Genomic DNA, 13,110 nt, shown 5'->3' with positions numbered 1-13,110 from the left:
GACCGTTTATGAACTTAGCGGTAGACTGGCATGGTCATAAAAAATCACAATGCTAAGCTTTTGAATTATGGATGAATTAAATTTTTCTTTTACTAAGTCACCTAACTATATGGTTGCAGATAAGCGTGTGTGCTTTCAATCAGCTGAGGTATCTTTAGGCGATAAGTCTATAAAACTTGAGCCACTCCCTTTGGCTGTTTTGTACTATTTAATACAGCACGCAGGAGACGTGGTATCTCGTCAAGCCTTGCTTGAGCATGTGTGGGGTAATCGACAGGTCAGTGATGATGCGATTCGACGGGTTATAAAGAAAGTACGCTTTGCGCTCGAAGATGACGCCAAAGAGCCTAGATATATAAAAACCATTCCAATGCAAGGTTATGCGTTAATCGCACCAGTGCAGGCTGTAAAAAACGCAGAACATGAGCAAAAGAGCATCTTAGATAAACAAGGCGCGAGCTTTTTCAATGCTAAAGCGCTTTGGATTATTGTTACTTTGATGGTATTTACCTTGGTGAGTCTTTTGGCTTTTTATGGGGGAAATATTGACAGAAGTACAACCGCATCGCTCAGCTCGAATGATATACAAATTGAGACGCTAACAGATATGTCCGGCTCAGAAATGAGTGCCAGCTACCACCCCAAACATGATACTTTGTTATTTATATACAGAGAAAATAACGATAGCCCCTATGCGCTGCACCGTAAAAACCTTACGACGGGTTTAGTGCATAGATTGTCTTTTGATCGTGACAACTATTTATCCGTGTTTTTTTCAAATGATGGGCAATATGTTGTATACAATAAAGATACACCCACTGGCATGAAAAGTTATATTGCACGCTATACCAACAGTGGTTTGCACGAAACAAAGCTTCTTAACTTTGCTACTAATGGTGTTTATCCGGTCTCATTTGGGGTTGATAACGATACCTTGTACGTCAGTGCCTTATCATCAGGCAGCAATAGTTTAAGGCAGCATGCCATTTATCGTTACTCTATTAGTCAAAACTTGTTACAACAAATGACTTTTCCATTCGTTAAAGGTTATGGCGATTATGCAGCTCAACTCTCCCCTGATGGACGTTATTTGGCATTGATCAGAAACGTATCTGAGCGACGTTATCACTTATTAATCCACGATTTAGAACAACAAAATATTGTTAGTGAAGTTAACCTTGGCTTTTTTGCATCTCATTTGGTTTGGCTCAAAGATACGCCAGATAGATTAGTACTTAGCAGTTTTAAAGGTGATGTGTACTACTTTGATATGCGCACAGAACAATTGGTTGAGCAATCAGGGAGTGCGCCTGGGCTAAATGACGCTTTTTATTCATGTGGTAAAAAATGTTTGTTTATGCGTCAACACCGCATGAATTATAAGGATATTCAGGAAGTTAAAAACCCATTTAGTGAAACTGATATAACTTCACTGGCGTATTTTCCAGATTCAAATGCTGATTTTAACCCCATTTATAACAACGCTGGCGATATGATGTATTTCACCAGTAAAAATGAGCAACGTGCATATATAAAGTCTATTGATACCGAAGGTCAACAAAGGGTGCTATATACATTTAACGCCAGACATATCGTAACTCGCTTATCTCTAGACCCTACAGGGACAATGCTTGCGGGTAAAATAGAAGAACGTATCTTTGTATTGGATATTAAGTCTAAACAGTTTAAAAAAATTAGCTTAACGGAAGAGCAAGTGGGAGTGCCGCATTGGGGCCGAGCGGGTCAGAGTGTTTATTATTCGCGTCTAGAGGGCGTGGATACAGTTTTGTATCGTTATAACTTGCATACCAAAAAGAAAGAAAAAGTAGAACATGGTATTAGTGAAAAAAAAGAATTAACCAATGGTGACAGTTACTTACTCGATAGCGATTATACGCTGTGGCTAGAGCGCAAAGGGGGAAAAAGGGTCTCGTTAATGGCGTTTGAGCATTTGAGTTCATTAAATTGGCAAGTACATGATGATTATGTGTATTGGAGTGAAACTGGACAGCTCAATGTCTCTCTTAATCGTCTTGATGTGAACTCAGGACTAACACAGCAGCAATTATTGTTTGAGAATAGTAGGGATGCAGAGTTTAGTTTGCACCCTGGCGGCGATAAAATATTGGTTTCTCATTCTCTGCTTGCTGATAGCAACTTAGTTAAAGTGCAGTGGCCATAAGGCTGTGGTTGTAGTTTACAAAGCGCTATCTGTGTACAAATTATAAAAGTCACAGAGAAAGGGATCACACGTTGTTCATATAAGGTATGATCTCTTTAGAAGTTGAAAAAATAGTGCTATTTAGGCTGTTATGGCATGTGTTATTGCTTCACGCAAATTTTTGAATATTAGTTGCATATTAATTAGCGCTCAATCGTATAAAGGAATTATCTAGGGTGAGTGGTTCCTTATAACTATCGAGAAGTAGAACATGCATGAGTTTGTGAACTTTTTACAACACGTTATTAGTGGTTTTCAAGCTATGTCAGTGTGGGAATACTTAGCAGTTGTATTGTCAATTGCTTACATGTTGCTTGCGATGAAACAAAGCGCTTGGTGTTGGGTTGCGGGCGGATTAAGTACTTTAATTTATACCCTATTGTTTTTTAATGGTGCTTTGTTAATGGAGTCATTGCTGAATTTTTTCTATTTGGCAATGGCTGTGTATGGCTGGTGGCAATGGCGTCAAGGAGCAGTAACAAGTGCAAAATCCATACAGGTTACACAAAGCACATTACCAGTTTCATCTTGGTCTATAGCCAAGCACAGTAAATTAATTGTGCTTAGCTCTTTATGTTCGTTAGGCGTGGGTTATGTAATGGACAACCATACCTATGCAGATTTCGCTTACTTAGATGCTTTAACGACTTGTTTTGGTGTGGTTGCTACCTATATGCTTACTAAAAAAGTGTTAGAGAACTGGCTATATTGGGTTGTGATTGATGCCGTTTCTATTTATCTTTATGTGTGTAAGGGTTATTTCCCCACAGTCATTTTGTTCTCATTTTATACGGTATTAGCAGCTGTAAATTATAGGCAATGGCACAAATCATTGCACTCAAGCACTAGTAAATAAATAGCAAAGACCAATTTTATATGACAAGGAGAGGTAATGGACCACCATCAAGTACATCAATATTTTATGAGCAAGCCTGAGGCAACAGTCAGCCAACCATTTGGAGAGGGAGTCGATGTTTATAAAGTAAAAAACAAGATGTTTGCTACCTTAGCGTTAGGTAAAAACATGGGGGATGTAGAGAGTCAACTTTGGCGAATTAACCTCAAATGTGACCCTGATGAAGCGCATGCATTGAGAGATATATTTTCTTCCGTATTACCTGGTTATCACATGAATAAACGATTATGGAATACAGTATTATTAGATGGCTCTATACCCAGCACAGAGGTTGCACGAATGATTGATAATTCTTATTTGCTCGTTGTGAAAAAAATGCCTAAAAAGGCGCAAGCATCTCTATTGCTTCATTTATAAGGAAAAATATACCAGTATTAATAACAGAAAAGGAACATAATACCAACCGTGCTGGTCTATAGGGTGATAATAATAAAGGCAACCCTATGAAATTGTATTACTATATTCTTATACTTACATTATTTTGGGCCCATAAAGGGTTATGTAATGGCGCTGATAAGTCAAATCAACACTTTGAAATGCTTACACAGTTACAACAGAGCATACAACTTCATTATGTCGAAGAGCAAAATATTCCCAGCATTATAAATGCATTGGATACTTTAGCTCAAAGCAAGTCATTTAAATCAGCCACCTCTAGTAAGCAGTTACTATCTATCATTAATAATGAATTACATAAATTTGATAAGCACTTGAGTATGTCTTTTGTGCCAAGTTCTAATGCAAAATCAAGTGCTGATAACACTATTTATGAATCATGGTTTGATAAATTAGCACGTAAAAATTATGGTTTTGAACGGGTTGAAATATTACCGGGTAACGTGGGCCTACTGTCTTTTTGGGGGTTTGCCAATGTAACCCGTCATAGTAAGCGAAAAGTAGAAGCAGTGATCACATTACTTGAAGACAGTGATAGTTTAATTATAGATTTACGAAATAATGGTGGTGGCGACGCTACCATGGTACAGCTGATTAGCAGCTATTTTTTAGAAAAAGATACGCACTTAAATAGTTTTTATTCACGAGATAGCGGCTTAACAAGTGAGTTTTGGACAGTACCTATTAATGGTAAAAAACGACCTAAATTACCTATTTATATTTTAACTAGTAATAAAACGTTTTCGGCTGCTGAAGAGTTTGCATATAATTTTAAGCACTTAGGACGTGCAACAATTATTGGCGAAAATACCAAAGGAGGGGCGAATCCTTGGCGTTTTGTTAATTTACCAAATGATATTCGAGTTGCTATGCCAACGTCAAAAGCAATTAACCCAATAACTAAAACTAACTGGGAAGGTGTGGGGGTGAAACCCGATATTAAAGTAAAGGCGAATCAGGCGCTTGAGGCAAGTTATACTATTGCTTTAGAGCAGTTGCGTGAAAAAGCAAAGAATAAGCTAAAGTTACAAGACATAATGCAGGCACTAGAAAACACCTCGAGTATTGACTAGTGGGTTTATTTTGAAGATTACTTTATTGAAGTGCAGGTACATTTGCATAATCGGCTTTCAGTCTCATTCTGAGCAATAAGATAATTATAATTAATAATCAATTAGTTAGTTTTTTTTTGAAATAATCCTCTTGAAATCGTTTTGGCTCGTCCATAGATAGGTATGTAAGGACGCCGACAGGGTCCTTACTTAAGTTAACTATTTGTTTTAAATGCTGTTTATTGCTTTTTTAAAAGAGTAAGCAGCGACGTTATTGCTCTATGAGGATACATATTATGCAAACATTCGATCTATCTCCACTTCATCGTTCATTCATTGGTTTTGATCATTTAACATCACTGATGGATGCTGCTGCAAAAAATGAAAAGCAGGCAAGCTTTCCACCATACAACATTGAAGCGCTGGACAAAGACAAGTATCGAATTACGATGGCAGTCGCAGGCTTCACTGAACAAGAACTTGCTTTAGAGTCTGAGGGTAATACTTTATTAATCAAAGGCGAGAAACAAAGTAAAGCGCCAAATAAAGAAGCTAAATTTATTCATCAGGGTATTGCACAACGTAATTTTGAGCGTAAATTTCAATTGGGTGATCATGTTAATGTGCTGGGCGCTGAACTTGAAAATGGGCTTTTAGTTGTTGATTTAGAACGTGAAATACCGGAGGCATTAAAGCCGCGCAAAATTTCAATTGGTTCGGGGCAGTTGCTCGAAAATAACTAATTACCTTCTTTGCTTTACATGTTGATTATTCTATTGAAGCCGCACATAGTGCGGCTTGTTTGTTACTGTGATTTACACGAGTAAGTGTCGATATAGACACTATTTTATACCAATTTTATTAAAACATTGATCATTCTAGCGAGCTAAATGACTCGTATAGAATAGCGACATACCGAAATTTTTGCCTTGTTTCTAAGCTATTTATCTATCGTTATATTTGGTCATTTATTTAATGTAGTTGGTATTGGATATATTTATATAAGCCCCTAATAAAAAAATTTTTAACTTTGTTAGGAATGTTTGTCACTCTTATTATATAAGTCAGTGTTACTCCAAATACCTGCCAATATGGAGCCACTGATATTGTGCCAAATAGAAAATAACGTCCCAGCGATGGCTGCCGTTGGCGTGAAAAATTTCATAGCAAGTGCAACTGCCAGTCCTGAGTTTTGCATTGCGACCTCAAAGGCAATTGTGCGGCATACTTGTTCATCTTGGCCTAAATATTTAGGCACAAAATAGCCCAAAAATAGTCCCAGAGTATTATGTAATACTACGCCAAGGAGCACTATCAGGCCGACGCTTTGTAGCTTATCATGATTTAGGGCGACGATAATGGCGATGATGATGACAATAGCACTCATAGAAAGCAGTGGTAATTGTGGTTTTATTATAGCTAATGGTCTGGCAAAAAAATGATTAAAGAGCACACCTGCAACGACGGGAAGTAAGACTATTTTTAATAAACTGCTGAGCATCGCCAGTATGGGAATGTCTACAACCTGCCCAATCAGCTGAGAAGTTAATAGAGGCGTTAATAATACGCCCAGTAGGGTGCTTATTGCGGTCATAGAGATAGATAGTGCGACATCGCCTTTGGCTAAATAGCACATTACATTGCTTGCTGTACCACCTGCCACTGTGCCAACTAAAACCATACCAATTAAAAGTTCAGTATCAAAGTGCATTAAGCTGGCAAGCGTAAATGCCAACAACGGCATTACCGTAAACTGGAGTGCAACCGCAATGCATACCGCTTTTTTATTTTTGAATACTCTTGCAAAGTCTTTTGTGGTGAGTGTTAGCCCCATCGTGAGCATAATAAACATTAATAAGGGAATGATGGCTGCTTTGTAGTCAATAAATAAAGTTGGAAAGAAAAATGCGATAGTACTGAGCAAGATAGCCCAAAGTGGAAATATGTTAACTGTGGCAATCATCGTGTTCTTAGTTCATTTGATTATTACTGTTCTGTAGATAGTATCTTGAGAAATAAAAATTTACTAATTCTTAAAATTGATAACTCAATGACAAGCCTGCTTGGCGCGGGGGGGCTAAATAATATTCGGCAACACCAAATGCGCTCGTAAAATCATTTGCACCAATGACATGGTACTCGTCTGTTAAATTGGTCACAAAAGCACTGACGTTAAGCTGTTTATTAATAGGATATTGAAGATAAAAATTGAGCAGCGAAATAGAGGTTTGTTTAGCATGCGCATTGTTGAATACATCATTATACACTTCATCTCGATACGCCCAGCTAAGTCTGGTGGTTAGCAATTTATCTTTATTAAGTTGCCAATCTTTTTTTATACTTATTGCAGCGGTCCAACGCGGTGTTTTGATAAGCTTGCTATCAGTGGTGACTTCAGTTGCTGTGCCAACGTCGGTAAACTTAGCATCTGTGTATGACATACTGGTAGTTACATTAATTGAGGCGCTAATCTGGGCTTCGACTTCCAGCTCCATTCCTTTAGTGCTTGTATTACCGACGTTATCGGTAAAAATTTCAACGCCAGAATTTTCATCTGACTCCCCGCCTCGTAATTGCATATCTTTATGTTTAATTAAAAAGGCAGTACTGTTAATACGTAATTGATTATCAAACCACTGTGAACGCATACCTAACTCAAAAGACGTTAGGTATTCTGGTTCAAAAGGGCGCGCAGACACAGTAGTGTTAGCAACACCATTAAAACCACCTGACTTGAATCCTCTTGATGCATTGAAGAATATCATTGAATCGACGGACTGATTATATTGTATCCCCAGCAAAGGTGAGAATACACGCCAACTTTTTTCAATAGCACCTTCTGGACTTTGATCGGTGCGGTTAATTGTAATAATATTAGCCACATTTAGATGCGTGACAACTTGTTGTTTCTTATTTTCCCAAGTTAATCTTCCGCCTGTAGTGAGTGTCCATTTAGGGGCTAATCGATAATTTGTGTGGGCAAATAACGCCAGGCTTTGATTATCTACCTTGTTATTAAACGTATTATCTAAATCAAGCCCTATATTTAAAGGATTGTTTGGCCCACCTATGCTTGTTGGACTAGATAGTGAAGAGCCATCCATAGGGGCTGGGAGTGTCTCTAGCCCTAAAAATAGCCCTTCTAGAAAGACAAACCGAAAGTCATAGCTAATACGTTCATCAATAGTAAACAGCCCCAATAACCATTTGAAGTCATCGTTTTGGTTGCTGGATAAATTAAATTCTAGAGTGCGTTGGCGTTGTGTTTGTTCATCGTGGGTGAAGCCAATATTAACGGGGTTATTATCAAAATCACGACCATAAGTCGCATCTAATGAGCGGTAACTAGCAATAGTTTTAAGGTGCAGCTTATCAGTGAATTCCCACTCAATGGTGCTGCGATAGCCAGTTTGATTGAGTCTATTTTCATTTTCTGTCGTGGCTGCACTTAAAAAGGGGTCATCAAAAATTTGTAGAGGGGGGAGAGTATTAATCGCAGAGGTATCGTTAGCGATTGAGTTAAAAAGTGAGATAAGACTCGCATCATCATTTTTTTTGCTCAGTACTGACGCAGCAGTACCATTATGTTGCAGTTGCCTATCTATACTTAGTTCAATATTCAATTTATTGGAGTGTTTATATCTTAGCTTTGCCAATAAACCTAACTCATCTTGACCGCCTTCAAGCTCGCCATTTAAACGTTTCACAAACCCATCTTCAGTGAATTTAGCAACTGCTATGCGTGTTGCCCATTTATTATTTAGGGGCAAGTTAATTAATAACGAAGTATCGAGTCGATTATACTCACCCATGGTGACATTGGCGCTGATATCTTGTTTGTCACTCACTTTATTAGTTAGCACATTAATAGCACCGCCTATGGAATTTTTGCCATACAAAGTACCTTGTGGGCCTCTAAGAACTTCTACCCTGTCAATGTCTAAAAAATTAATGATTGAGCCTGCGGATCGTGCATGATAAACACCATCAATATATAAACCAACGCTGGGATCGGTGGTGGGAATCGGGTCGACTTGACCGACTCCCCGTATTGTTATTCCTGCACAGTGTGTGCAACCTGAGTTTTCTCCTACGGTGGTGATAGTAATATTTGGAATAAAGTCAGCGGCATCTACTAAGTTATCTAAAGCGCGCTGTTCTAAAAATTCGCCCGACATAACAGACACTGAAATCGGCGTATTTTGTAAGTTCTCTTCAACTTTTCTTGCTTCAACAGTGACGTTAAGTAGCTCGGTTATATCAAGGGAAAACAAATCAACATCGCTACGGGCATTTGCACTCTCAATTGCAAGCAGCGCGAGCATGAACCAGCCAAATATTTGACCGACACGTGCGTTGAATCGCATGACTGTACCCTTATTTTTATTGCCCTATTCGGCAAGTATAGTTGTTATTGAACATCGCTGACGAACTATGGACTATGTTTTTTTTGAAACTGACTAGGTGTTTGCCCTGTCACGTTTTTAAATGCTTTATAAAAAGAAGATCGGGCGTTAAACCCAACCGACATTGCAATTTCTAATACATTACTTTGACCTTCGAGTAATTTAACTTTAGCTGCTTCTATTCGGGCATGATTTATACATTCAAAAAATGACGTTTGCATTACTTGGCTAAGTGTTTGCGATACATATTGGCTGGGTTCATTTAAATGTTTTGCTAATTTAAATAGGTTTAAATGTGGGTCTAAATAAACCTGTTCGTGCTCTAATGCATGTTTTATCTTATCTGCAATCTTATTGGCATTTTTGTCAGACAATGCTGAGCGCTGATATGGCGCTACGTCAGCAGGTTTTTGTTTATTAACTCCTTTTGACTTGGCAGCACTATAAGTAGTTACATAGCCAGGTTGTTGTTGTAGACCAAAAAAGCCCAGCCCCCAAATTGTAATTAAGCTCAGCGCTTGCCCCCAGTGAGGCTCAAAAATGCGTATGTGACTGCTGTCGAGCAGTATTGATAAACTACCCCAGAGTCCGTTAATAACTAATAATATAGTAATGTAAATCAGCCATTTAATTTTTTTATGTGTTAAGTCACTGAAGATGTTTTTAAGCTGTTTATGATACTTAATTGTTAGCGCTACTAAGTGATAAAGGTAGTAAATGGTTTGTATAAACCACACCGCTAATGCGCTCATGATGGCAATGCTGATAAATAGTGTAAGTAGGGTACTAGGTACAGCATTATTACTAAAGAACATGTCCTGTGTTTCAGAAACCGGTGCTAGTAATAAAGTAATACTGAGTATTAAGCTAATGAGTGCAGGCACATAATGTTTGATATATACAGCTTTGAATTGCCATTGCTCGTCGGCAACAAGTGCGCATGTATAAAGCCATAGGCTAGGCGATAAGACTAAAAAGCAAGGTGCCAATAAAGCGATATAAGTTAATACATACTGTTCAAAAGCAAAGAACACAATGCCAGATGAACTTATTAAGGTAAGGCTAATAAGCAAGATAATCAGTGGAATGTAAAACGCTTGTTGTTTTAATTTTACTGCAATTGAATGGATCACAAAGCCACCAACACCCAGTGACAGGCCTGAAAAAAGTATCTCAAACAAATTGTCTGCATTAATGTTCATTTTTATATCTTTGAAATTTAGGGTTTTATTTTTTATTCTATCTTTTGTTGTCCTTGCTACGTGGCATGGACGACCTAAGTACTTTGCCAGCTTATCATGTTGCTAGTTTAAATTAATGTTTTAGGAGCTAGCTTGTTGCACTCAGCTATTTTATATATTCATATCACTTTTGGCGCATTCGCTGTTGTTGCAGGATATATAGCGCTATTTACTGAAAAAGGAAAGCGTAAGCATATTACCGCAGGTAATTGGTTTGTTGTTACTATGGTTTTAATGGGGATCTCGGGAGTGATAGTTGCCTATTTCAAGCCAATGGATATTTCAGTTATTGCAGGTCTGTTCACCCTCTATTTAGTGATATCTGGAGTAGGCGTATTCAAATTTGCCAATCATAGACGTTGTAAAGTGAATATCACTCTAATGATAGCATGTTTATGCGTGGGAATTTATAGCCTAGTTTGTGCTTACTGGACACTGCAATCCGATACAAGCCCTTATCAAGGCTTTACTGTTGAGCCTTTTATTATGTTTGGTATATTGGCGGTTATTTGCGGGCTATCAGATATACGCTACATGGTAGTTGGTGATCTTAGTCGTATCGCATGTTTAACTCGTCATATTTGGCGCATGTGTTTTGCTTTGTTCATTGCTGTTGGGTCGTTTGTTGCTCAAGGCTTACAAAGTTTTCCTGAGGAAATTCGCAGCTTTGCACTGGTTGAATATGCCGATTTAATTATTTTGCTTATTATGTTTTATTGGTTAGCTCGTAGCCGGGGTTTAGTATTGAACTTAAAAACAGGGTAATAAATAGAAGTTAGTGCTTGCTAACTCTTTTGGTCATGGTGATTTTATTTTGTTTAACTGTTGGTAACGCCCGTCTTGTTTCATCGTATGTAATATTTGAGTCAGTTTTTTAGCAAGGTTGGGGTGGCGAGTTTTATTGATATAAGTGTGTAATTTAATCTTAACTAATGGCGGGGTATGAATTTTTATATCTGAAAATATTACAGGCGATAAGCTCAGCAATCTATTTGCGGTTGCATGACTGGTTACTGTAATATCAGCTCTACCCATACTGATTAACTGTATTGCTTGATGAAAATCATCAACTAAAATTACGCCTTTAAAACGGGCCTGATTTTTGTCTAAAAATACCGTACCACGCTCATAGGCAATAGTGTAACTTTGCATGCTTTGCCAGCCATTCACAATGATATGTTCTTTGCCGATGACAGACTGATCTACAATGGCTATTGCTTCAGTCACTTGCTCAAGGTTGGGTAGTTTAGCCAAGTCTAAGTTACTAATGCGAAATAGCTCGCCATCAACTTTTCCCAAGTTTGCCCAGCTTAAACTTCGTTTGTTAGGAAGTGTGACAACCGTGAGTGCAAACCCTAATTCAGTCAATGCCGCGTTTAAAACTTGAGTGGTTTTTTGATATAGCGGTGTTCTTGGATCATTGGTAGTAGCCAGAGTAATGGGTATAAGTGGCACCGATTGGCCGCCTGCTACAGGTGAATGCATGCACAATAACAATAACCAAGCCCATACTAGGGAGCAAAATACTTTCAATGTAGGTAATAAAATCGCATCTGAGGTATCAATGAGTATAGGCTGATTACATTTAGATTTTTAATTAGGGGGAAATAAAATGCGTGCCTAAATTGAGACTAAAGCTTTCTGCCACTTTGCCGTTATAAAGCAGTTAACAACCTTCTAAGGATAGAAAATGAAAGTAAGTACTTATGCACCTAATTTTACTACAAAAAATAGTGAGCTTTTTTTCAACAAGAAAGTTAAAAGTGACAATGAAAATGAGCAAACTTCAGAGCAGGCAAAGGAAGCTGTACTCACCAAAAAGTGGGATGAAATTGCAAGTGGATATAAGAAAAGCAATCCAGCATTCAAAGCAGATTATGAAAACCTAGAAGAAGCTTTAGGAGTAATCAAAGCGCAAATAGAGCGGCTTCAAGAACAGATAAATAAGTTAAAAACCTCTCCTATACAAAGGGGATTACGTCTTAATTCTGAATATCAAAGTGAAACCCAAGTTGTCCAAATATCTAACCTGCATATTGGTGCTCAAGAGTACCAAGATACTAGTGAGCAAGCCCAAATAGATGCGCTTGAGCAGCAGCTAGGTGAATTTAAAGCACAAGAAGCGCAAATAAAAGCAAATATGTATCACATGATAGAAGAAGAAGGTAAGCGCTTAGAGCGTGAGCAGCGAAGATAGCGATAATGCCGTACCTTGCACTGCCAAGTTAGAGGTTGTTAATTAACAATGCATAATGCGATTTATTTGCTATTTTTTACAGCTGCAACAATTGATACTTCAACTAATAACTCAGGTCGAGCCATAGCCGCTTGCACACATGCTCTTGCAGGAGCGTAGCCTTCAGGCACCCACGCATCCCATACGTCATTCATTTTTGCAAAATATTGCATATCACTGATATACACCGTTGCACTGAGCAGGTGATATTTGTCGCTGTTTGCTTGAGCAAGTAAGTCATCTACCTTAGCGAGCATTGTATGAGTTTGTTCTGTAATATCCTGTGAGGCATCGCTGCATACCTGACCGCACAAATAGATAGTATTGTTGTGGGTTACAATACGGCTCATACGTTGGTTAGTGTGTTGGCGTGTAATAGTCATAAAGTTGTCCTTTAGAAAGCGTCGTTTTAACGCTAGGTGATACATTCTGCTTAGCATGATAGCGCAGCTGTATGTGTTAAGCAGAATGTATCACCTAGTTTTTTTTGATTGCTAAGGTAGCATACCAATTTTCTTAAAACATGAGTCATTTTAGCGAGCTAAATGACTCATTAACCGCGTTAAAAATGACTTATGTAGAATAACGACATAGCGAAATTTTTGTCTAGCTAATAAGCTATTTATTTAATGTAATTGGTAT

At 38.1% G+C, this 13,110-nt stretch carries 12 protein-coding genes; 7 read left to right on the top strand and 5 right to left on the bottom strand.

All coding sequences use genetic code 11. The features are described from left to right. Window positions 1-67: 67 nt before the first annotated feature. From SANK73390_RS07150 to SANK73390_RS07130, 5 genes are all read left to right on the top strand, one after another. Window positions 68-2,182 (top strand): winged helix-turn-helix domain-containing protein, encoded by a 2,115-nt coding sequence (locus SANK73390_RS07150; RefSeq protein ID WP_462764981.1) that lies wholly within the window; start codon window positions 68-70, stop codon window positions 2,180-2,182. A 262-nt stretch (window positions 2,183-2,444) separates the two neighbouring features. Then, window positions 2,445-3,077: a nicotinamide riboside transporter PnuC gene (gene pnuC / locus SANK73390_RS07145; protein WP_462765124.1), complete on the top strand. Its 633-nt coding sequence runs from the start codon at window positions 2,445-2,447 to the stop codon at window positions 3,075-3,077. A 36-nt stretch (window positions 3,078-3,113) separates the two neighbouring features. Further along, on the top strand, window positions 3,114-3,494 hold the full coding sequence (locus SANK73390_RS07140) for an MmcQ/YjbR family DNA-binding protein (RefSeq protein ID WP_462764979.1): 381 nt from the start codon (window positions 3,114-3,116) through the stop codon (window positions 3,492-3,494). 86 nt (window positions 3,495-3,580) lie between these two features. Then, complete coding sequence (locus SANK73390_RS07135; RefSeq protein WP_462764977.1) at window positions 3,581-4,606, top strand: S41 family peptidase; 1,026 nt, start codon at window positions 3,581-3,583, stop codon at window positions 4,604-4,606. Between the two features lie 275 nt (window positions 4,607-4,881). Further along, window positions 4,882-5,328: an Hsp20 family protein gene (locus tag SANK73390_RS07130; RefSeq protein WP_462764975.1), complete on the top strand. Its 447-nt coding sequence runs from the start codon at window positions 4,882-4,884 to the stop codon at window positions 5,326-5,328. A gap of 290 nt (window positions 5,329-5,618) precedes the next feature. On the opposite strand, the gene SANK73390_RS07125 is transcribed toward SANK73390_RS07130, so the two are convergent. The 3 genes from SANK73390_RS07125 to SANK73390_RS07115 form a co-directional block, all read right to left on the bottom strand. Further along, entirely contained in the window at window positions 5,619-6,548 is a 930-nt protein-coding gene (locus SANK73390_RS07125; protein ID WP_462764973.1) for a bile acid:sodium symporter family protein, read from the bottom strand. A 70-nt stretch (window positions 6,549-6,618) separates the two neighbouring features. Then, the gene (locus tag SANK73390_RS07120) at window positions 6,619-8,952 is read right to left on the bottom strand and encodes a TonB-dependent receptor (protein WP_462764971.1); all 2,334 of its coding nucleotides are present in this window, start codon (window positions 8,950-8,952) and stop codon (window positions 6,619-6,621) included. 65 nt (window positions 8,953-9,017) lie between these two features. Then, window positions 9,018-10,193 carry a helix-turn-helix domain-containing protein gene (locus tag SANK73390_RS07115; RefSeq protein WP_462764969.1) on the bottom strand — a complete coding sequence of 392 codons (1,176 nt, stop codon included), beginning with the start codon at window positions 10,191-10,193 and terminating at the stop codon, window positions 9,018-9,020. A gap of 135 nt (window positions 10,194-10,328) precedes the next feature. Here SANK73390_RS07115 and SANK73390_RS07110 point away from each other — a divergent pair, with 135 nt between their 5' ends. Next, window positions 10,329-10,997: a hypothetical protein gene (locus tag SANK73390_RS07110; RefSeq protein ID WP_462764967.1), complete on the top strand. Its 669-nt coding sequence runs from the start codon at window positions 10,329-10,331 to the stop codon at window positions 10,995-10,997. Window positions 10,998-11,030: 33 nt separating this feature from the next. Here the strand turns inward: SANK73390_RS07110 and SANK73390_RS07105 are convergent, their stop codons facing one another. Then, on the bottom strand, window positions 11,031-11,717 hold the full coding sequence (locus SANK73390_RS07105) for a substrate-binding periplasmic protein (protein WP_462764965.1): 687 nt from the start codon (window positions 11,715-11,717) through the stop codon (window positions 11,031-11,033). Between the two features lie 205 nt (window positions 11,718-11,922). On the opposite strand from SANK73390_RS07105, the gene SANK73390_RS07100 reads away from it, so the two are divergent. Beyond that, window positions 11,923-12,429, top strand: coding sequence for a hypothetical protein (locus SANK73390_RS07100; RefSeq protein ID WP_462764963.1), 507 nt, complete (start codon window positions 11,923-11,925; stop codon window positions 12,427-12,429). A 62-nt stretch (window positions 12,430-12,491) separates the two neighbouring features. Here SANK73390_RS07100 and SANK73390_RS07095 read toward each other — a convergent pair whose 3' ends face one another. Continuing rightward, on the bottom strand, window positions 12,492-12,851 hold the full coding sequence (locus SANK73390_RS07095) for a RidA family protein (protein ID WP_462764961.1): 360 nt from the start codon (window positions 12,849-12,851) through the stop codon (window positions 12,492-12,494). Window positions 12,852-13,110: the final 259 nt, after the last annotated feature.

The organism is Pseudoalteromonas sp. SANK 73390 (assembly GCF_054966645.1).
The sequence above is the reverse complement of the archived record's forward strand: the minus strand, read 5'-3'. Positions and strand labels throughout refer to the sequence as shown.

What these genes read in the sequence shown, in the direction of transcription:
- SANK73390_RS07150 (WP_462764981.1), top strand. Translation starts at nt 68, where the DNA reads ATGGATGAATTAAATTTTTCTTTTACTAAGTCACCTAACTATATGGTT.
- SANK73390_RS07140 (WP_462764979.1), top strand. Translation starts at nt 3,114, where the DNA reads ATGGACCACCATCAAGTACATCAATATTTTATGAGCAAGCCTGAGGCA.
- SANK73390_RS07135 (WP_462764977.1), top strand. Translation starts at nt 3,581, where the DNA reads ATGAAATTGTATTACTATATTCTTATACTTACATTATTTTGGGCCCAT.
- SANK73390_RS07130 (WP_462764975.1), top strand. Translation starts at nt 4,882, where the DNA reads ATGCAAACATTCGATCTATCTCCACTTCATCGTTCATTCATTGGTTTT.
- SANK73390_RS07125 (WP_462764973.1), bottom strand. Translation starts at nt 6,548, where the DNA reads ATGATTGCCACAGTTAACATATTTCCACTTTGGGCTATCTTGCTCAGT.
- SANK73390_RS07120 (WP_462764971.1), bottom strand. Translation starts at nt 8,952, where the DNA reads ATGCGATTCAACGCACGTGTCGGTCAAATATTTGGCTGGTTCATGCTC.
- SANK73390_RS07115 (WP_462764969.1), bottom strand. Translation starts at nt 10,193, where the DNA reads ATGAACATTAATGCAGACAATTTGTTTGAGATACTTTTTTCAGGCCTG.
- SANK73390_RS07105 (WP_462764965.1), bottom strand. Translation starts at nt 11,717, where the DNA reads ATGCATTCACCTGTAGCAGGCGGCCAATCGGTGCCACTTATACCCATT.
- SANK73390_RS07100 (WP_462764963.1), top strand. Translation starts at nt 11,923, where the DNA reads ATGAAAGTAAGTACTTATGCACCTAATTTTACTACAAAAAATAGTGAG.
- SANK73390_RS07095 (WP_462764961.1), bottom strand. Translation starts at nt 12,851, where the DNA reads ATGACTATTACACGCCAACACACTAACCAACGTATGAGCCGTATTGTA.